Here is a 19,277-nt window from a genome sequence, read left to right on the forward strand (position 1 = left end):
CCTACCTGGGCCAACTGCCTGACACCCCTGACCGCGCCAGGTCGGCCGGACAATAGTGAGGGCCATGAACAGTTCTCGCCGTCAGTTCCTCGCCCGTACTGCCGCCGGCGCCGCGGTCCTCGCCGGTGGCACCTTCACTACCGCGAACGCCGTCACCACGTCGACACGGATCACCGCCCTCACCGATCTCACCGTCATCGACGTCACCTCCGGCCGGAAGCGCCCCCACCAGACCGTGCTGCTCAGCGGCGACCGGATCATCGGCGTCGGCCGGATCCCGGTCCCCCGCGGCGCCGTCGAGATCAACCTGGCCGGGAAGTACGTGATCCCCGGTCTCGCCGACATGCACGTCCACAGCCTCGGCGACGAGCGCGTCTCGCCACCTCTCTATCTGGCGAACGGCCTGACCACGGTCCGCGAGATGGCCGGCACGAACCCGATGCTGTACGACTGGCGCGACCGGATCGCCGCCGGCACGTTGCTCGGCCCGCGGATGGTCGTCGCCAGCAACATCATCGACGGCGACCCGACGCTCTGGGACCCGAACCTGATCAAGGTCATCGTGGTCGACGGCGCGGACGATGCGCGGGCCGCCGTCCGCCGGGTCAAGGCCGAGGGCGCCGACTTCGTGAAGGTGTACTCGCGACTGAGCCGGGAGTCCTGGCTCGCGATCGTCGACGAGGCCCGCGAGGTCGGCCTGACCGTCCACGGCCACGGCCCCGACCAGGTCCCGTCGAAGGAGGTCAGCAACGCCGGACAGCGCAGCATCGAGCACATCCACTCGCTGGGCCTGTCGGTGTCGTCCCGGGAGGTCGAGGTACGACGGATGCTCCTCGCGATCAAGGTGGCGAACGGCGACTACAACGCCTGGTTCCGGCAGCTGCACCCGATCGAGTGGATCGCCGCGAACACGTACAGCCCGGGCCGCGCGGCGGACGTGTTCGGCACGCTCCGCCGCAACAACACCCGCGTCACACCGACGCTCACCATGCACAACGTCCTCGACCAGATCGACTACACCGGCCTCGACCCGGCGCTGGCGAAGTACATGAGCGAGGAGTCGATCGGTACGTACGACTACGTCATCCAGAACCTGTACGCCGCCAACCGCACCGCCGAGGAGATCTCCCACCAGCACGAGATGTGGGCGTGGCGGCAGCGGTTCGTAGGCGAACTGTTCGCGCACGACGTACCGATCATGGCCGGCACCGACACCGGTACGCCGTACTCCGTCCCCGGGTTCGCGCTGCACGACGAACTGGAGCACCTGGTCGGCGCAGGCGCCACGCCGCGCCAGGCGCTGTACGCCGCGACCGTCGAACCGGCCAAATTCCTCGGCCTGGGAACCCAACTCGGATCGGTCGAAGCAGGCCGAATTGCGGACCTGGTTGTATTGGACGCCGATCCATTGGCGGACATCCGGAACAGCCGGCGGATCAACACCGTGGTCACCCGAGGCCGCGTGATCTCCCCCGCGGCGCGCCGGCAACTGCTTGCCGGAGTGGAAGCAGCCGTGAAGGAGCCTCCGACCGGCAAATCCCTCGCTGCAGGTGGCTGTTGCGGAACCGGCGCAACCGGACACTGAAGCGCAGACCGGAGCGGACCGTGATCAGCACATCACGGTCCGCTCCCGTTTATTGCAGATCGTTACCACCGTGGAACCACCCGGGCCTGCGACCGCACCCCCCGCTCCGCTAGGTTCTGGCCATGAGCGATTCGGGCACAGCAACGAAAACAGGCCTGGTTGCGCTGACCGGCGTCAACAAGCATTTCGGCGATCTGCACGTCCTGAAGGACATCAACCTGTCCATCGACGAGGGCGAAGTGGTGGTCGTGATCGGGCCGTCCGGGTCCGGCAAGTCGACGTTGTGCCGCGCGATCAACCGGCTGGAGCCGATCGACTCCGGCAGCATCACGCTGGACGGCCAGCCGCTCCCCAGCGAAGGCAAGGCGCTGGCGAAACTGCGCGCCGACGTCGGCATGGTGTTCCAGTCGTTCAACCTGTTCGCCCACAAGACGATCCTCCAGAACGTCACCCTCGGCCCGACCAAGGTCCGGGGCAAGTCCAAGGCGGAGGCCGAGGAGCGGGCCAAGGCTCTGCTCGACCGGGTCGGCGTCGGCGCTCAGGCGGCCAAGTACCCGGCCCAGCTGTCCGGCGGTCAGCAGCAGCGAGTGGCGATCGCCCGCGCGCTGGCCATGGACCCCAAGGTGATGCTGTTCGACGAGCCAACCTCGGCGCTGGACCCGGAGATGATCAAAGAGGTGCTGGACGTCATGGTCGACCTGGCCGGTCAGAGCATGACGATGGTCGTCGTCACCCACGAGATGGGCTTCGCCCGCCGGGCGGCGAACCGGGTCGTGTTCATGGCCGACGGGCAGATCGTCGAGCAGGCGGAGCCGGAGAAGTTCTTCACCGATCCGCAGAGCAAGCGCGCCCAGGACTTCCTGTCAAAGATCCTGACGCACTGACCCCGCGCTAGTCCCCAGCGCAGTACCGAAACACAACGGAGGAAACACATGCGACAGCGGATCATCGCTGCCCTCGGCGTCGCGGCACTCGCGACGGCCGGACTCGCCGCCTGCGGCAACGGTTCGGGATCGGGTTCCGGCGGCAGTGGCGACAAGATCACCATCGGGATCAAGTACGACCAGCCCGGTCTCGGCCTGAAGGAAGGCTCGAACTACACCGGCATGGACGTGGACGTGGCGAAGTACGTCGCCAAGGAGATGGGCTACGACGAGAAGAACATCACGTTCAAGGAATCGCCGTCGGCCCAGCGTGAGACGTTGCTGGAGAACGGCCAGGTCAAGATGATCTTCGCGACCTACTCGATCACCGACAAGCGCAAGGAGAAGGTGTCCTTCGCCGGTCCGTACCTGGTCGCGGGCCAGGACCTGCTGGTCAAGGCCGACAACACCGACATCACCGGGCCGGACTCGCTGAACGGCAAGAAGCTCTGCTCGGTGACCGGCTCGACCTCGGCCCAGAAGGTCAAGGACAAGTTCGCCAAGACCGTGCAGCTGCAGGAGTACGACACGTATTCGAAGTGTGTCGAGGCCCTCGGCGCCGGCGCGATCGACGCACTGACCACGGACAACACCATCCTGGCGGGTTACGCCGCCCAGGCCGCGAACAAGGGCAAGTTCAAGGTGGTCGGCAAGACCTTCTCGACTGAGCGGTACGGCGTCGGCCTCAAGAAGGGCGACACCGACACCTGCAACAAGGTCAACGCCGCGCTGAAGAAGATGGTCGACTCCGGTGAGTGGCAGAAGGCGTTCGACAAGAACCTCGGGGACTCCGGGGTGAAGCTCGACCCGGCGACCAACCCGCCGAAGACCTTCGACGCCTGCGCCTGATCTGACGCGCCGGGGAGGAACCGCGAGCGGTTCCTCCCCGGCGCGCTGGTCTCCACCTCGTTCCCAGCAGGAGAAACATGAACGTGATTTCGGAGTTCTTCTCCCAGTACGACGGCCTGCAGGCCTTCCGCACGACGATCTACCTGACGTTGCTGTCGGCTCTGTTCGCGCTGATCATCGGCACCGTGGTCGCGGTCATGCGGGTGTCGCCGATCCGGGTGCTGCAGATCATCGGCGCCGGCTACGTCAACATCGTCCGGAACACGCCGCTGACCCTGGTGATCGTGTTCTGCAACCTCGGGCTGTTCCTGCAGCTCGGCCTCGCGCTGGCGAACAAGAGCTCGGACACCTTCATCAACGACAACAACTTCCGGTTGGCCGTCCTCGGCCTGTCGGTGTACCACGCGTCGTTCGTCGCCGAGGCGATCCGCAGCGGCGTGAACACGGTGCCGCTCGGCCAGGCCGAGGCGGCCCGCGCCATCGGCCTGCCGTTCCTGAAGACCCTGCGGTACGTCGTGCTCCCGCAGGCGTTCCGTGGCGCCATCGCACCGCTGGGCAACGTACTCATCGCACTGACCAAGAACTCCACCGTTGCGTCGGTGATCGGTGTCACCGAGGCGTCCGCGGTGATGAAGGTGATGATGGAGAACCGGCCGGACGTGATCTTCGTCGTGTTCGGGATCTTCGCGGTCGGGTTCGTGATTCTCACGCTGCCTGTCGGCGTGCTGTTCACTTCCATGTCGAAGCGCCTGGCGGTGAAGCGATGAGCGGCAGCGTTCTTTTCGACGCGCCCGGGCCGCGGTCCAAGCGGATCTACCTCGGCGTCAGCGCGGCGTCGATCGTTGTCATCCTGCTGGCGCTCTGGTTCGTCCTCGCCAAGTTCAACGCCAAGGGACAGCTCGCCGCGGAGAAATGGAAGCCGTTCCTGACCGGCGAGATCTGGACGCAGTACATCCTGCCCGGGCTGGGCGGGACGCTGCTCGCGGCGGCGATCTCGGTCGTGTTGGCGATGATCGTCGGCGTGCTGCTCGGTGTCGGGCGGCTGTCCCACCAGGCGTGGGTGCGCTGGCCCTGCGGCGTGGTCGTCGAGTTCTTCCGCGCCGTACCGGTGCTGTTGATGATGCTGTTCATGTTCGCGCTGTATGCGAAGTACGAGCTGTTCCCCCCGGAGCGGTACGCGTTGGCAGCCGTCGTCACCGCACTGACGCTGTACAACGGCTCGGTTGTGGCGGAGCTCGTCCGGTCCGGTGTGCACGCGCTGCCGAAGGGGCAGAGCGAGGCCGCAATGGCGATCGGGCTGACCACCGGCAAGGCGATGCGGCTCATCCTGTTGCCGCAGGCAATCACCGCGATGTTGCCGGCGATCGTCGGCCAACTGGTGGTGATCCTCAAGGACACTGCGCTCGGCTACATCATCACGTACGAGGAACTGCTCCGGAAGGCGGAGCAGATCGGCAACTACAAGTCGAACCTGCTCGCCGCGTTCATCGTCATCGGCGCGATCTTCGTCGTGATCAACTACCTGCTGACCGTCGCGGCCGGCCGGGTCGAGGCCCTGATGCGCCGCCGCGGCCGCTCCGCCGGCGGCCCACTGACAGCCGACCCGACCGACCAGGCCGGCGCCGTGACCGTGGCAGATGCCTCCACATCGGACACCAGCAACTGAACGGAACTCACGAGTGGCCCGGGACCAGTTCCCGGGCCATTCGTCTGTTACAGCTCGTTCATTGCAGCCGCCCGCCGGAATGATGGAGATAGCGTCTCATTCCCGGCGACTCGGGCCCTGCGCTCTGCCACTTCCTGCAATTACCCGATCCCGCGTGGACAGGGATTGTTGCCGATGGCAAGACTTGAGGAACAGGCCTGGTCCGAACGAGTTCCTCAAGAAAGGACAAGCGATGCGCTCGACCCGCACATTGCCTGCACTTGTCGCGGCAACTCTGTCGCTACTTGCCGTATCCACCGGAACCGCTGCGGCGACCTCCACGGCGGACTACCGCTGCGGCGCGATCTCGATCAGCTACGTCTTCGACAACGATCAGACCGGCGGCTGGTGGACGGTCACCACTTCGATGAATTGTTCGCCGGCAAACCGCTACAAGCGCTATTCGCTGGACATCTACGACCGGCCGCTCACCAAGCAGTTCGTGATGGAGACGACCGGTTACGTCACCGGTGGATACAGCAAGAGCGTCGTCATTCCAGCGACGCCGATCAGCGCGAACAAATCTGCCTGTGTCTCGGCACATTCAGAGGTGTACGACCTCAAGCAGGATGTCAAGGACGAGGAGAGCCGCAACTCCTGCTTCAAGACCGCGATACCTTGACCACAAGAACGGGGAGACAGATGCGCACAACGAAGCGGGTCGCCGTCGCCGCGCTGACCGGGACGACGGGGCTGGCGCTGCTGATGGTCGCACCCGGCACCGCGATGGCCGGCAGCTCTGAGTGGAACTTCTGCGGCTCGACGGGCGCGAATTGGACGACCTCGACAGCAGGTCGCAGCGGAACCGTCGTGGTGACCGGTGATTGCACCGTTTCCAAAGCCAACTGGCGAATGGACGTCTACGTGAACGGGGACTGGTGGGCATCGTCCCAGGGCAGCGTGAAAGCCGGGACGCACACCATCAAGACCTACGCGCAGAAGATGCCGAAGCCGAACGACAAACGGGGCAACTACACCTGGGTGAAGATCACGTACACCTCCGGCGCCAGCTGGACGAACGTGTACGAGGAGGACCTCGGATACCTGCCTTGCAGAGGCTGTACCGACTAGCCAGACGAGTTGGGCCCGTCTCCTGCTGCGGAGACGGGCCCGATCGTCGTCAGTGCAGGGTGCCGAAGGAGTCGCGGATGATTTCCAGGGCCTCGGCGGCTTCTTCCTCGGTGAGGGTCATGGGTGGGGCCATCCGGAGGACGTTGCCGTAGAGGCCGCCCTTGCCGATCAGGAGGCCGCGGTTCTTGGTTTCCTGTTGGAGTTTCGCGGTCGCGGCCGCGTCGGGGGTGTTGTCCTCGGGCTTGACGATCTCGGCGGCGAGCATCAGGCCCTTGCCACGGACATCGCCGAGTTCGGGGAACTCGTCGGAGATCCCGCGCAGGCCGTCGGCCAGTTGTGCGCCGCGCTTGGCCGCGTTCGCCTGCAGGTCCTTGTCCAGCAGGTAGTCGATCGTCGCCTTCGCCGCGGTCGTGGAGATCGGGTTGCCGCCGAACGTCGACAGCGAGTTCGCCTTGATGCTGTCCATCAACTCTGCTTTGGCGACCACGCCGCCGATCGCGAAGCCGTTGCCGAGTCCCTTCGCGAACGTCATCGCATCCGGTACGACGTCGTGCGCCTGGATGCCCCAGAAGTGGTCGCCGGTCCGGCCCCACCCGGTCTGCACCTCGTCGGAGATGAACAGGATCCCGTACTCGTCCAGCACCTCCTTGAACGCGGCGTACAGCCCGTCGGGCGGCGAGGAGAACCCGCCGACGCCCTGGATCGGCTCCGCGATCAGGCAGGCGACGTCGCCCGAGGTCGTGGTCTCGATGACGTTGCGCAGGTCCTCGACGCAGACCTTGACGTACTCCGCGTCCGGCAGATCCCGGAACGGGCTGCGGTACCGGTACGCGCCCTGGACGTACTGCACGTTCACCGGCGACAGACTGCTCGCCGACCAGCCGCGGTTGCCGGTGATCGCGACGGTGCCGAACGCGCGGCCGTGGTACGAGTTCCGCATCGCCAGCACCTGGTTCGAGCGGCGCGCCTGGGTCGCGAGCAGCAGCGCCGTCTCGTTCGCCTCGGTGCCGGAGTTCGCGAAGAACACTTTCGCGTCCGGGATCCCCGACAGCTCGGCGATCTGCTCGGCCAGCTCGATCTGCTTGCGGATCAGGTACACCGTCGAGGTGTGCGCGATGCCGGTGCCGAGCTGTTCGCGGACCGCCTCGGAGATCTCCGCGATGTCGTAGCCGATCGCGTTGGTCAGGATGCCGGCGAAGAAGTCGAGGTACGTGTTGCCCTCACCGTCGGTGACGCGGCGGCCGGACCCCTGCACGATCTCGATCGGCTCCTCGTAGTACAACGCGAGCCATACCGGCATGACGGCCTTGTGACGCTCCCAGAGCTCCGCATGTGTCATGTGCTAAGCATTACCCGATCGACCTCTAAAGTGCACAGCGTGACGTTGCCGAGCATCCCGCATGTGGACATCGAGTCCGTGGAGCACTTCGACCGGCTGCTGGCGGCGGGGGCCAGTGCGATGGCCGGGTGGCGGGTGCAGTCCGTCGACCTGACCGGTCGTACGGCGGAACTCCTCGGGCTGAAGCCGCTGGGGTCGGTGTTCCTGGGCTGCCTGCTCGAGGACCCGGCGGACACGTGGGTGCGCGACGGCGGCGGGCTGGTGTTCCCGGCGATCCCGGAGCTGCCGTTCGACGCGTACCGCGGGCGGCTGTACGACGCGGACGAGCTGTATGCGGGGCTCGAACACGGGTACGAAGCCACTCCCGACGCGCAGATCTACGCCTGGTCCCGGCAGCATGACGAGAAGGGCGACACCAGCCGTACGCTCGCGGCCGCACTGCACGACCACGCGATCGCCGACGCGCTGACGGAACTCCCTGGGGGCAAGCCGTGGGTGGGGGTGATGGGAGGCCATGGCGTACTACGCGGCTCCTCGGACTACCGGTCCGCTGTCCTCCTTGGCCGTACGTTGGCCCGCCGCGGCCACGTGGTCGTCACAGGAGGCGGACCAGGCGCAATGGAGGCCGCGAACCTCGGGGCCTCGCTGGCGTCGTACGACGACTCCACCGTGGACTCTGTGCTCACGAGACTGGCCGCAGTACCGTCCTTCCGCCCGTCGATCGCCGCGTGGGCCACTGCCGGCCTGGATGTACGACGGGAGTTCCCCGGCGACGGTGGTGTCTCCATCCCGACCTGGTTCTACGGCCACGAGCCGCCGAACGTCTTCGCGTCCGCGATCGCCAAGTACTTCTCCAACGCCCAGCGCGAGGACGTCCTCCTCAGCCGCGCCCGCGGCGGCATCATCTACCTCCCAGGCGCCGCCGGCACTGTCCAAGAAGTCTTCCAAGCCGCCACCCCCAACTACTACGGCGACGCCGCCACTCAGATCCCCCTGATCCTCGTAGACATCAACCACTGGACCAACACCCTCCCCGTCTGGCCTCTCCTCCAGTCCCTAGCTACCAACCGCTCCATGTCCATCCACCTGGTCCCCACCATCGAAGAAGCCGCCAAGCTCGTCAGCTAGTTCTGTCGGTGGGGTGGTTTACGGTGCGCGGCATGACGAGTTTTGTGTTGGTGCCGGGGGCTTGGTTGGGTGGTTGGGCTTGGGATGGGGTGGCTCGGGTGTTGCGCGACGCCGGGCACGAGGTTTATCCGGTGACATTGAGCGGGGTGGACGCCGGGCAGCGGGAGCATGTGGACGACATCGTGCGGGTGGTCGAGGAGAACGATCTGCGCGACGTCGTGCTGGTCGGCCACAGCTACGCGGGGGTGCCGGTCGGCCAGGCGGCGGGGCGGATCGGGGAGCGGTTGCGGCGGGTGGTGTACGTCGACTCGAACATCCCGACCGACGGGAAGTCGTTCGTGGACGGGTGGTCCGCGGAGGGGCAGGCGTGGTTGCGGGAGCAGATGGAGAGGTCCGGCGGGTACTGGCCGCCGCTCGAGGCCGAGGACTACGTGGACCAGGACCTGTGCGAGGAGCACATCGCGCTGATCCTGTCCCGCGGTACGCCGCATCCGGGGCGCGCGATCACCGAGCCGGCCGAGCTGGTCCGGCCGATCGGCGAGCTGCCCACGACGTACCTGAAATGCCTGATGGACGGCGCGATGCCGTCCGCCGTGGTGCTCGAACAGCTCACGTCGCCGCAGTGGGAGCTCGCCGAGCTGAACACCGGCCACTGGCCGATGTTCTCCCAGCCCGAAGCGCTCGCGAAGATCCTCGCCGAGGTCTAACCGACCTGCTGCGGCTTGAACTCCAGCTTCGGGTTGGCGTACGCGTCCTGTGACTCGACGAGCTGCAGCTCGCGCTCGCCGGACTCGTGCGTACGCGTCAGCAGGTCGAACACGCTCGACGTCGTCCGCGCGAGCGCCTCGGCGAGATCGCCCGTCCGCCGGTAGTGCGCCGTGAACAGCGCGGCCGTCACGTCACCGGAGCCGTTCGCCTTCATCGGGATGTACGGCGTCTGCACCAGCCACGCGCCGCTGTCGTCGACCGCGAGCATCTCGATCGTGCCGTCCTCACGGTCGGGCCGCTCGACGCTGGTGACGAGTACCGTCCGCGGGCCGGTCGCGCGGACCAGCTCGACCGAGGCCAGCGTCGACTCGAGCGTGTCCGGCTCGGTACCGGTCAGGAAGCCCAGCTCGAACTGGTTCGGCGTGATGATGTCGGCCGCCGGCACCACCCTGTCGCGCAGCAGCACCGGGATCGCGGGGGCCACGAAGCATCCGGACTTCGCGTTCCCCATCACCGGGTCGCACGAGTACACGGCCTGCGGGTTCGCGGCCTTCACCCGCTCGACCGCCTCGAGAATCACATCGGCGATCCCCTCGCCGCCCTGGTACCCGGACAGCACCACGTCGATCTGCGACAGCACGCCCCGCTCCTCGATCCCGAGCAGCACCTCCCGCACGTCGTCCGGGCTGATCATCGGCCCACGCCACGCCCCGTAGCCGGTGTGGTTCGAGAAGTTCACCGTGTACACCGGCAACACCTCGACACCGATCCGCTGCAGCGGAAACACCGCCGCGGAGTTCCCCACATGCCCGAACGCGACCGCAGACTGAATCGAGAGGATCTTCACCGCCCGATCATCGCATTCCTGGTCTACTGTGCGCGGCATGGGTGAGTTCGTACTGGTACCAGGGGCGCGGCTGGGCGGCTGGGCGTGGGACGCCGTCGCGGAGCAACTACGGAGCGCGGGACATGCGGTGTACGCCGTGACGCTGAGCGGCCTCGCGGGCGGCGACGCGGACGTCGTCGGACAACAACAGCACGTCGACGACATCGTCTCGGTGGTCGAGGGCAACGACCTGTACGACGTGGTGCTGGTCGGGCACAGCTACTCGGGGATCCCGGTCGGTCAGGCGGCCGGCCGGATCGGGGACCGCCTGCGGCGCGTCGTGTACGTCGACTCGAGCATCCCGGCCGACGGCCTGTCGTTCGCGGACGCCTGGTCCCCGGAGGATCGGGTGTGGCTGGACGAGCAGCTGGCTGAGGGCGACGGTACGTGGCTACCAGCCGGACCGGAGTATTTCGTCGACCAGGACCTGTCCGCCGAGGCCATCAACCTGCTGGCAACCCGCGGCACACCGCACCCCGGCCTGACCCTGACCCAACCAGCACGATTGGCAAGACCAATCACCGAGCTGCCCACGACATACATCAAATGCCTGATGTCAGGCGACACGCCCACCCCCGACGTACAGCAGGCACTGAACTCGCCGCACTGGGACCTGGTCGAACTACAGACCGGCCACTGGCCGATGCTGTCCCAGCCGGCCGAGCTGGCGAAGCTCCTCGCGGCCAGCTGATTCAGGACTTGCTGGCGGCGGCTAGTTGGCCGCAGGCGCCGTCGATTTCTTGGCCGCGGGTGTCGCGGACGGTTACCGGGATGCCGCCGGCCTCGAGGCGGCGGACGAACTCGCGCTCGTCGGCCGGGTCGGACGCCGTCCACTTCGAGCCGGGAGTCGGGTTCAGCGGGATCAGGTTCACGTGGACCCAGGCCCAGTCACCCCGGGCGCGCAGCTTCTCGGCCAGCAGATCCGCCCGCCAGGCGTGGTCGTTGATGTCGCGGATCATCGCGTACTCGATCGAAACCCGGCGCTTGGTCTGCTGCGCGTACCCCCAGGCGGCGTCCAGGACCTCGTCGACGTTCCAGCGGTTGTTGATCGGTACGAGCTCGTCGCGCAACTCGTCGTCCGGCGCGTGCAGCGACAGCGCCAGCGTCACCGGGATCCCCTCGGTGGCGAGCTGGTTGATCCGCGGCACCAGACCGACCGTCGACACGGTCACCCCGCGCGCCGAGATCCCGAGCCCTTCCGGCGACGGGTCGGTGAAGCGCCGGACGGCGCCGATCACGGCCTTGTAGTTGGCCATCGGCTCGCCCATACCCATGAACACGATGTTGGAGACCCGCCCCGGACCGCCGGCGATCTCACCGCGGGCGAGCGCCCGGGCACCGTCGACGACCTGCTCGACGATCTCCGCGGTCGTCATGTTGCGGGTCAGTCCGCCCTGACCGGTCGCGCAGAACGGGCACGCCATCCCGCAACCGGCCTGCGACGACACGCACATCGTCACGCGACCCGGGTAGCGCATCAGGACCGACTCGACCAGCGACCCGTCGAGCAGCTTCCACAGCGTCTTGCGGGTCTCGCCGTTGTCGCACTCGAGATCGCGGACCCGGGTCAGCAAAGGCGGCATCAGGTCAGCGACCAGCTTGTCCCGGGTCGCGGCCGGCAGGTCGGTCATCTCGGCCGGGTCGGACACCAGCCGGGAGAAGTAGTGGTTCGAGAGCTGCTTGGCCCGGAACGCGGGCTCACCGAGCGCCTCGACCGCGGTCCGCCGTTCCTCCCCGGAGAGATCGGCCAGGTGCCGCGGCGGCTTCTTGGCACGGCGCGGCTCATCGAAAACAAGAGGAAGGGAGGTAGCCATAACCGCCCTATTGTCGCCCGCCGGCACCACGCTTCACAAATTCACATCCTCAGCGTGCTGAGGATCACTTTCCTTGCGGTCGGAGTGCCCGAGCTTGCGGTCCGGCGCGATCCGGTCCCGGACCATCTGCTTGAGCAGCGGCAGCTCGGCGAACCCACCCTCCGCCTTCCGCGACCAGAGCAGCTCGCCGTCCAGGCTGATGTCGAACACCCCGCCGGTAGACGGCACCAGAGCTACCTCCCCGAGCTCCTTCGGAAAGGTGGTCAGCAACTCCTGCGCGGTCCACGCCGCGCGCATCAACCACCGGCACTGAGTGCAGTACACGATCTCCAACCGCGGCGCCTGGCTCATGCACAGCAGTATCGCGGCGAGACCGGCCGGGGCGGCGACCGGTCTCACGGCTCGGGTCAGGCCGAGTACCCCTTCGGTGGGATGAGGGTGGCCAGCTGGTTGAAGGTCAGCCAGTACGTTGCCGTCGGCGCGAACCCCGCGGGGTCGGCGATGAGTACGGTCTGGTCGCTGTCGTCGTACCCGATCACGGTGAAGTAGTGGTAGATCGTGTAGTTCGGGTAGCCCGGCGGGTGGTTGTTGGCCGGGGCAACGATGTTGGCGACGATCGGGTAGTTGTTGTCGATGTCGAGGACGACGTCGCGCCAGAGCAGGTCGCGCTGCGCCTGGGTGGGCGGGTCGTTCGGCATCTCCTTGGTCTCGTACCAGCCGGTGCCGAGGTGGTTGTTGAGCACCCGGGTGACCTGGCCGATCCAGTCCGTGCCGTTGGTCGTGGTCGGCAACTCGTCGGCCAGTTGCTGCTGACTCGGCGGCGAGATGCGCGCGGACAGCGCGATCCGGGTCGCGGCCGGGCCGCACCAGTAGCCGGTCTGCTGGTACTGGAAGTCGATGTTGAGCGTCCGGACCGTCTGCGTCGAGTAGCCGAGCTTCGGTACGGGCTTGCTCGCCGCGACCTGCTCGGTGCTCTGCTCGACGGCCTGTACGGCGGAGGCGGCATTCGCCGGGAGAATCGCGGCGGCGATCAGGGCGAGACCGCCGAGGGCGGCCTTGAACTTCGTCGTGGGAATCATGTCAGGCTCCTCACTGGAACGACCGGGGCGGATCGTCCTGTGTTTGATCCTGACACACGAATTCGCGTCGTGGTGAAAAAATCACCGACCGTTTCGATCTCAGTGGAAAGGGTCGACGATTTCCCGGACCAGCCACCGGACGGCGTGCTCCGGGTACGGCCGCGGCAGCGACAGCACGATGTGGTCGAACCCCAGCCCAACGGCCTTCTCGACGATCGCCCGCGTCCCGGCCGGGTCGTCGTACGACACGATCTGCTGCAGTGAACGGCTGACCGTCGACGGGTCGCGGCCGATCCGCTCACACTCCGCGTCGAGCCGCCGGACCCGATCGGCGAGCGTGTCGAAGTCGGTGTGCGGCGGACCGCCGATGTTCCACTGATCGGCGTACTGCGCAACCAGCCGGAGCATCCGATTGCCCCAGCCGCCGATCAGCAGCGGCGGACCACCTTGCTGGATCGGCTTCGGCGCGTTCCGGTTGCGCTCGAGCGTGTAGTAGCGGCCGTGGAAGTCGAACTCGTCCTCGGTCCACATCCGGCGCAGGATCTCGATCGTCTCGCGGAGCCGGTCGATCCCCTCCCCCGGCGGAACCAGCGTCAGCCCGTACGCGGCGTACTCCTCGATCGCCGGGTTCGGCCCGGGGATACCGCTCAGACCGGCGGGTTGATGGGTGCCGCCGGCGCCGAGCCCCATGATCAGGCGGCCGCCGGAGATCACGTCGAGCGTGCTCGCGATCTTGCCGAGGACGGCCGGCGGGCGGATCCGGTTACTGGTCACGAGCAGGCCGAGGCGGAGCCGGGTGGTCTGCGCGGCGAGCGCGGTGAGCAGGGTCCAGCCTTCGAGGACGTCGCCGTCCTTCGGGCCGGCAAGCGGGAGGAAGTGGTCCCAGAGCCAGGCGTCGCGGAGCTGCGGATACTCGTCGGCCTCGAGCCAGACGCGCCGGATGTCGGCGTACGGGACATGCATCGGAGTGGTCTTCAGACCGAAAGTCGGTGGCATAATCGTCAGCATAACTGATGATCAGCACTCCTGACGATCAGTTCCCCGGTAGATTTGACGGTATGGCTGATCGGCTCGGGTACCTGCTCAAACACGTTCTCGCGCGGCTCACCGAGGCGCAGACGCAGGCGCTCGCGCCGCACGGGCTGAACGGGCGGGACCTCGCCGTGCTGTCCGCGGTCGCGTCGGGCGAGCCCCTCTCCCAGCTCGAGGTCGCGGCGCGGCTGCGGGTCGATCGGACGTCGATCGGTGACCTGCTGGACGGGCTCGAGGAGCGCGGGTTCGTCGAGCGCCGGCGTAGCGCCGAGGACCGGCGGCGGAACGTCGTCGTACTCACTGCTCTCGGTGAGTCCACGTTCGCCGCTGCCGAACGGGTGCGGCTGGAGGTGGAGCAGACGTTCCTGGGTCCGCTGGCCGACGGCGAGCGTTTCCGGGACGACCTGCGGCTGTTGCTCGGGGAATGAGGTCTCACACGGCCGGGTTGGACTCTGCATGCTCTCGGTTCCGCTGTCAGTTCTGGATCGCTCCCGGACGCGTGTAGGCGAGTCCGAGGCCGCGACACTGCGGGCGACGGTGGAGCTGGCCCAGCAGGTGGAAGCGCTTGGCTACAAGCGTTTCTGGGTGTCGGAGCATCACAGCGTTCCCGGAGTGGTCGGCTCGGCGCCGACGGTCCTTGCTGCGGCGGTTGCTGCTCGCACCTCGCGGATCCGCGTCGGTACGGGTGGTGTGATGCTGCCGAACCACAAGCCGCTCGTGGTGGCGGAGCAGTTCGGCGTGCTGGAGTCGCTGTACCCGGGCCGCATCGACATGGGCCTCGGTCGCTCGGTCGGCTTCACGAACGGCGTACGGCGGGCGCTCGGCGTCGAGAAGGACGCCGCGGACGACTTCACGACACAGGTGCAGGAACTACTCGGTTACCTCTCTGGTACGTCGGACGTGCACGCCCGGCCAGGCGAAGGCCTGCACATCCCACCGTTCATCCTCGCTGTCGGCGAAGGCGCTGCGATCGCAGCCACTCTGGGGCTGCCCGTGGTGCTCGCAGCTCGCCCTGACTCGGTGTCGTTGCTAGAGGAGTACCGCAGCACGTTCAAGCCGTCTGCGTGGGCTCCCGAGCCCTACGTGATCCTCGCAGTCACCGCGGCTGTTGCTGACTCCACTGAGGCTGCCCGGCAGTTGCTATTGCCCGAGGCGTGGGCGAGCGCGTACTCGCGGACCCGTGGTGTGTTTCCTCCACTACAGGCCGACGTACCGGCCGAGCTGACCGCGCGCGAGCAGGAGTACTTCTCGAATGCGCTCAGCGGGCAGATCTACGGCACGTCGTCGGAGGTCGAAGAGACATTGAGCGATCTTGTACGCCGGACCGCCGCGGACGAACTGCTGATCACCACGAACACCTTCGACCGCGCTGCATTGCTCGCGAACTACGAGGCGCTGGCCAAACTCACCGGCTGATCCGGTCCTCGAGCCGCTTCCGGACGTCCGGCCACTCGTCGGCCAGGATCGAGAACACCACGGTGTCACGGAACGAACCGTCCGCCTGCCGCATGTGCCGCCGCAGCACGCCCTCCCGAGTCGCACCGAGCTTCGCGATCGCCGCCTGCGAACGGGTGTTCTTCAGGCCCGTCTGAATCTTCACGCGACCGAATCCGCACGTCTCGAAGGCGTGCTCGAGCAGCAGGAGCTTCGTGGCCGGGTTGACCGCGGTCCCCCAGACGGCCGGCGCGTAGCCCGTGAAGCCCAGGTGGATCCGCTCGTTCGGTACGTCGACGTCGCCGAGGCTCGACGTACCGACAACGGTGCCGTCGGCAACCATCCGGACGACGTACGCGAACCGGTCGGCCGCGGCCGGGATCCACTTCGCGCGCATGTCCTCCGCGCTCGCCGGCAGCGCGGCCGGTCCGCCGCCGAAGCCGCTCGCGTACACCTGCTCGTTGCCGATCGCGGCGTACAACTCGTCGATGTCGGACGCCTGCATCCGATCCAGCCGTACGACGTCGCCGATCAGGGAACGTCCATCAGGACCAGTCGTCATGCTTTCACCAGGAGATGTAGGAGGAGCCAGACGATCGGCGCCGTGGCGAGCAGGGAGTCCAGGCGATCCATCACCCCGCCGTGACCGGGCAGCAGGTTCGACATGTCCTTGATGCCGAGGTCACGCTTGATCATCGACTCGCCCAGGTCACCGACGGTCGCGGTCAGCACGGCAACCGCACCGACGATCGCGCCGACCCACCAGTCACCGTGCAGCAGGAAGACGACCGCCGCGATGCCCGCGCCGATACAGGCGAGCGCCGAGCCGGTGAAGCCCTCCCAGGACTTCTTCGGGCTGATCGTCGGCGCCATCGGATGCTTGCCGAACAGCACGCCGGCCGCATATCCCCCGACGTCGCTGGCGACCGTGACCACGAAGAACGTCACCACCCGGCCCGCACCGTCCGCGTCCGGCTGCGCCAGCAGGATCGCGAACCCGGCCAGCAGCGGCACGTACCCGATCAGGAACACTCCGGCGCTGACGTCCCGGACGAATCCGATCGATCCACCCGGCATCCGCCAGAAGATCGTCCCGAGAACAGTGATCCCGAGCGCCACCAGCAGCGCCATCGGGCCACCGAAGTACGCCGCCAGCAGCATCGCGGCCGTACCGACGAACAACGGGATCTTCGGGATCACCGCACCGCCGGTCCGCAGCGCCTTGATCATCTCGTCGACCGCGACCAGCACCGTCGCGAGCACGAGCACGACGAACAGGACCTTCTGCCAGTACAGCGATCCGAGGATCAACGCGCCGAGCCCGACGCCGACCGCGATCGCGGCCGGCAGATTACGGCCGGCGCGGCTCGGGCTGGGACTCGGCGCGGGCGTGCTGTCGACGCCCATCACACCTCGAGGAGTTCGGCTTCCTTGTGCTTGAGCAGGTCGTCGATGGAGTCGACGTACTTCTTCGTCAACCCGTCGAGCCGCTTCTCAGCACTCTTGCCCTCGTCCTCGCCGGCGTCGCCGTCCTTGACCGTCTTGTGCACCTGGTCCATGGCGTGCCGGCGGATGTTGCGGACCGAGACCTTGGCGTCCTCGGCCTTGGTCTTCGCGACCTTGATGTACTCCTTGCGCCGCTCTTCGGTCAGAGCCGGAAGCACGACCCGGATCACCGCGCCGTCGTCGCTCGGGTTCACCCCGAGGTCGGAGTCACGGATCGCCTTCTCGATCGCGGCCATCGCGCCCTTGTCGTACGGCGAGATCAGCACCGTGCGGGGCTCCGGGACCTGGAAGCCGGCCAGCTGCTGCAGCGGCGTCGGGCTGCCGTAGTAGTCGGCCAGGATGCCCGCGAACATCTGCGGGTGGGCGCGGCCGGTGCGGATCGCGGCGAAGTCGTCCTTCGCGACCTCCACGGCCTTCGCCATCTTCTGGTCGGCATCGCGGAGAGCTTCGTCGATCACGGCCATTCCTCGCTTCCTCTGGGCCGCCTCGGCGCGGCCACGTGTGATCCCGATCCTAGTCGTACGGGGCTTACAAGCGGTTATCGGGGTTTACTGCCCCCGCGAGACGACGGTGCCGATCTTCTCGCCGTGGATGACCCGCTCGATGTTGCCCTCCTCGAGACCGAAGATCACGATCGGCAGCGCGTTGTCGCGGGCCAGGCTGATCGCGGTGGCGTCGGCGACCCGGAGGCCGCGGGCCAGGAAGTCGTCGTACGACAGCTGGTCGAACTTGACCGCGTCGGGGTTCTTCTTCGGGTCGGAGTCGTACACGCCGTCGACGCCCTGCTTGCCCATCAGCAGCGCCTCGGCGCCGACCTCGAGCGCACGCTGCGCGGCGACGGTGTCGGTGGAGAAGTACGGCATCCCGGAACCGGCGCCGAAGATCACCACGCGGCCCTTCTCCAGGTGCCGCTCGGCCTTGCGCGGGATGTACGGCTCGGCGACCTGGCCCATCGTGATCGCGGTCTGCACCCGGGTCTCGATTCCGAGCTTCTCCAGGAAGTCCTGCAGGGCCAGGCAGTTCATCACGGTGCCGAGCATGCCCATGTAGTCGGCCCGGTTCCGCTCCATGCCGCGCTGTTGCAGCTCGGCACCGCGGAAGAAGTTGCCGCCGCCGACCACCACGGCGACCTGTACGCCGGCCCGCGCCACGTCGGCGATCTGCTTGGCGATCGAGTTCACCACGTCCGGGTCGACGCCGAGCTTGCCGCCGCCGAACACCTCACCGGACAGCTTCAGCAGCACGCGGTGGTAGGCGGGAGAGAACGGCGGAGAGGCCGGACTCGTCTCGGTACCCAGGGTTTCCGTCACGATTCCGGCCTCCTCGTTCGTTGCTTCGTTGCCTGTGCGCTCAGATCCTTCGCGGGATCAGGCGCCGACCTCGAAGCGGGCGAACCGCTTCACGGTGACACCGGCCTCGTCCAGCACGGCCTTCACGGTCTTCTTGTTCTCCGTGACCGACGGCTGCTCGAGCAGCACGACCTCCTTGAAGAAGCCGTTCACCCGGCCCTCGACGATCTTCGGCAGGGCGCCTTCCGGCTTGCCCTCCTCGCGGGCGGTCGCCTCGGCGATCCGCTTCTCGTTCTCGACCGTCTCGGCCGGGACCTCGTCGCGGTTGGTGTACAGCGGGCGCATCGCGGCGGCCTGCATGGCGGCGCCCCGGGCGGCCTCGACGTTGTCGCCCTCGAACTCGACCAGCACGCCGACCTGGGCCGGCAGGTCCGCGGCGCGCTTGTGCATGTACGCCGTCACCTGGCCGTCGAACACGGCGACCTTGCCCAGCTCGAGCTTCTCGCCGATCACCGCGGCCAGGGCCTCGATGTTCTCGGCGACCGACTTGCCGTCGGTCAGCTTCTCGTTCAGCAGGCCCTCGACGTCGCCGACCTTGCTGGCCGCGGCGTGCGCGACGATGTCGGCGGCGAGCTGCTGGAACTGCTCGTTCTTGGCGACGAAGTCGGTCTCGCAGTTCAGCTGGACCAGCGCGTTCTCCGCGGCGGCCACCAGGCCGTTGGTGGCGGACCGCTCGGCGCCGCGCTTCTGGGCCTTCGCCGCGCCCTTGATGCGCAGCTCCTCGATCGCCTTCTCGAAGTCGCCGTCGGTGGCCTCGAGCGCCTTCTTCGCGTCCATCATGCCCGCGCCCGTGGTGTCGCGGAGCTTCTTCACGTCAGCGGCGGTGTAGTTCGCCATTCCTCGTTCTCTCGTCCTGTTCTGGTGCGGCT

23 protein-coding genes are annotated in these 19,277 nt (G+C 67.3%); 12 read left to right on the forward strand and 11 right to left on the reverse strand.

Annotated elements, in window-relative coordinates:
- Positions 1-64 precede the first annotated feature (64 nt).
- The 7 genes from ACFYRU_RS33425 (at position 65) to ACFYRU_RS33455 (ending at position 6,133) form a co-directional block, all read left to right on the forward strand.
- On the forward strand, positions 65-1,585 hold the full coding sequence (locus ACFYRU_RS33425; RefSeq protein ID WP_387666198.1) for an amidohydrolase family protein: 1,521 nt from the start codon (positions 65-67) through the stop codon (positions 1,583-1,585).
- A 122-nt stretch (positions 1,586-1,707) separates the two neighbouring features.
- On the forward strand, positions 1,708-2,469 hold the full coding sequence (locus ACFYRU_RS33430) for an amino acid ABC transporter ATP-binding protein (protein ID WP_387666200.1): 762 nt from the start codon (positions 1,708-1,710) through the stop codon (positions 2,467-2,469).
- 48 nt (positions 2,470-2,517) lie between these two features.
- Positions 2,518-3,357 (forward strand): glutamate ABC transporter substrate-binding protein, encoded by an 840-nt coding sequence (locus ACFYRU_RS33435; protein ID WP_387666203.1) that lies wholly within the window; start codon positions 2,518-2,520, stop codon positions 3,355-3,357.
- Positions 3,358-3,434: 77 nt separating this feature from the next.
- On the forward strand, positions 3,435-4,124 hold the full coding sequence (locus tag ACFYRU_RS33440) for an amino acid ABC transporter permease (protein WP_387666205.1): 690 nt from the start codon (positions 3,435-3,437) through the stop codon (positions 4,122-4,124).
- Entirely contained in the window at positions 4,121-5,023 is a 903-nt protein-coding gene (locus ACFYRU_RS33445; RefSeq protein WP_387666208.1) for an amino acid ABC transporter permease, read from the forward strand. Before ACFYRU_RS33440 ends, ACFYRU_RS33445 begins: the two co-directional genes overlap by 4 nt.
- A gap of 232 nt (positions 5,024-5,255) precedes the next feature.
- Positions 5,256-5,684, forward strand: a complete 429-nt coding sequence (locus tag ACFYRU_RS33450; protein ID WP_387666210.1) for a hypothetical protein — start codon at positions 5,256-5,258, stop codon at positions 5,682-5,684.
- A 20-nt stretch (positions 5,685-5,704) separates the two neighbouring features.
- Positions 5,705-6,133: a hypothetical protein gene (locus ACFYRU_RS33455; protein WP_387666212.1), complete on the forward strand. Its 429-nt coding sequence runs from the start codon at positions 5,705-5,707 to the stop codon at positions 6,131-6,133.
- A 49-nt stretch (positions 6,134-6,182) separates the two neighbouring features.
- Here ACFYRU_RS33455 and ACFYRU_RS33460 read toward each other — a convergent pair whose 3' ends face one another.
- Positions 6,183-7,472 (reverse strand): aspartate aminotransferase family protein, encoded by a 1,290-nt coding sequence (locus ACFYRU_RS33460; RefSeq protein ID WP_387666215.1) that lies wholly within the window; start codon positions 7,470-7,472, stop codon positions 6,183-6,185.
- On the opposite strand from ACFYRU_RS33460, the gene ACFYRU_RS33465 reads away from it, so the two are divergent.
- Complete coding sequence (locus tag ACFYRU_RS33465; RefSeq protein WP_387666217.1) at positions 7,464-8,600, forward strand: LOG family protein; 1,137 nt, start codon at positions 7,464-7,466, stop codon at positions 8,598-8,600. The genes ACFYRU_RS33460 and ACFYRU_RS33465 overlap by 9 nt on opposite strands.
- A gap of 32 nt (positions 8,601-8,632) precedes the next feature.
- Complete coding sequence (locus ACFYRU_RS33470; protein ID WP_387666220.1) at positions 8,633-9,307, forward strand: alpha/beta fold hydrolase; 675 nt, start codon at positions 8,633-8,635, stop codon at positions 9,305-9,307.
- On the opposite strand, the gene pdxY is transcribed toward ACFYRU_RS33470, so the two are convergent.
- Entirely contained in the window at positions 9,304-10,155 is an 852-nt protein-coding gene (gene pdxY / locus ACFYRU_RS33475; protein ID WP_387666222.1) for a pyridoxal kinase PdxY, read from the reverse strand. The genes ACFYRU_RS33470 and pdxY overlap by 4 nt on opposite strands.
- A 37-nt stretch (positions 10,156-10,192) precedes the next feature.
- Between pdxY and ACFYRU_RS33480 the strand changes: the two genes are divergently transcribed.
- Positions 10,193-10,885, forward strand: a complete 693-nt coding sequence (locus ACFYRU_RS33480; RefSeq protein ID WP_387666224.1) for an alpha/beta fold hydrolase — start codon at positions 10,193-10,195, stop codon at positions 10,883-10,885.
- Between the two features lies 1 nt (position 10,886).
- On the opposite strand, the gene rlmN is transcribed toward ACFYRU_RS33480, so the two are convergent.
- The 4 genes from rlmN to ACFYRU_RS33500 all read right to left on the reverse strand — a co-directional run bounded on the left by rlmN (position 10,887) and on the right by ACFYRU_RS33500 (position 14,083).
- Positions 10,887-12,008 (reverse strand): 23S rRNA (adenine(2503)-C(2))-methyltransferase RlmN, encoded by a 1,122-nt coding sequence (gene rlmN / locus ACFYRU_RS33485; protein WP_387666226.1) that lies wholly within the window; start codon positions 12,006-12,008, stop codon positions 10,887-10,889.
- 33 nt (positions 12,009-12,041) lie between these two features.
- A complete protein-coding gene (locus tag ACFYRU_RS33490) occupies positions 12,042-12,359 on the reverse strand; it encodes a SelT/SelW/SelH family protein (RefSeq protein WP_387666229.1) in 318 nt (105 codons plus the stop codon).
- 56 nt (positions 12,360-12,415) lie between these two features.
- Positions 12,416-13,087 (reverse strand): C39 family peptidase, encoded by a 672-nt coding sequence (locus tag ACFYRU_RS33495; protein ID WP_387666232.1) that lies wholly within the window; start codon positions 13,085-13,087, stop codon positions 12,416-12,418.
- 99 nt (positions 13,088-13,186) lie between these two features.
- Positions 13,187-14,083 (reverse strand): LLM class flavin-dependent oxidoreductase, encoded by an 897-nt coding sequence (locus ACFYRU_RS33500; RefSeq protein ID WP_387666235.1) that lies wholly within the window; start codon positions 14,081-14,083, stop codon positions 13,187-13,189.
- A gap of 62 nt (positions 14,084-14,145) precedes the next feature.
- Between ACFYRU_RS33500 and ACFYRU_RS33505 the strand changes: the two genes are divergently transcribed.
- The gene (locus ACFYRU_RS33505; protein WP_387666237.1) at positions 14,146-14,547 is read left to right on the forward strand and encodes a MarR family winged helix-turn-helix transcriptional regulator; all 402 of its coding nucleotides are present in this window, start codon (positions 14,146-14,148) and stop codon (positions 14,545-14,547) included.
- Between the two features lie 28 nt (positions 14,548-14,575).
- On the forward strand, positions 14,576-15,535 hold the full coding sequence (locus ACFYRU_RS33510; protein WP_387666240.1) for an LLM class flavin-dependent oxidoreductase: 960 nt from the start codon (positions 14,576-14,578) through the stop codon (positions 15,533-15,535).
- On the opposite strand, the gene ACFYRU_RS33515 is transcribed toward ACFYRU_RS33510, so the two are convergent.
- The 5 genes from ACFYRU_RS33515 to tsf form a co-directional block, all read right to left on the reverse strand.
- The gene (locus ACFYRU_RS33515) at positions 15,525-16,115 is read right to left on the reverse strand and encodes a GNAT family N-acetyltransferase (RefSeq protein ID WP_387666243.1); all 591 of its coding nucleotides are present in this window, start codon (positions 16,113-16,115) and stop codon (positions 15,525-15,527) included. The two genes, ACFYRU_RS33510 and ACFYRU_RS33515, sit on opposite strands and share 11 nt — an antisense overlap.
- Positions 16,112-16,960: a phosphatidate cytidylyltransferase gene (locus tag ACFYRU_RS33520; RefSeq protein WP_387666244.1), complete on the reverse strand. Its 849-nt coding sequence runs from the start codon at positions 16,958-16,960 to the stop codon at positions 16,112-16,114. The genes ACFYRU_RS33515 and ACFYRU_RS33520 overlap by 4 nt, the downstream gene beginning before the upstream one ends.
- Positions 16,960-17,514 (reverse strand): ribosome recycling factor, encoded by a 555-nt coding sequence (gene frr / locus ACFYRU_RS33525; RefSeq protein ID WP_380196954.1) that lies wholly within the window; start codon positions 17,512-17,514, stop codon positions 16,960-16,962. The genes ACFYRU_RS33520 and frr overlap by 1 nt, the downstream gene beginning before the upstream one ends.
- A gap of 93 nt (positions 17,515-17,607) precedes the next feature.
- Entirely contained in the window at positions 17,608-18,369 is a 762-nt protein-coding gene (gene pyrH / locus ACFYRU_RS33530; RefSeq protein WP_387666247.1) for a UMP kinase, read from the reverse strand.
- 57 nt (positions 18,370-18,426) lie between these two features.
- Positions 18,427-19,245 (reverse strand): translation elongation factor Ts, encoded by an 819-nt coding sequence (tsf, locus tag ACFYRU_RS33535; RefSeq protein ID WP_387666249.1) that lies wholly within the window; start codon positions 19,243-19,245, stop codon positions 18,427-18,429.
- Between the last annotated feature and the right edge of the window lie 32 nt (positions 19,246-19,277).

Source organism: Kribbella sp. NPDC004536, from assembly GCF_042873835.1.
Taxonomy (GTDB): domain Bacteria; phylum Actinomycetota; class Actinomycetes; order Propionibacteriales; family Kribbellaceae; genus Kribbella.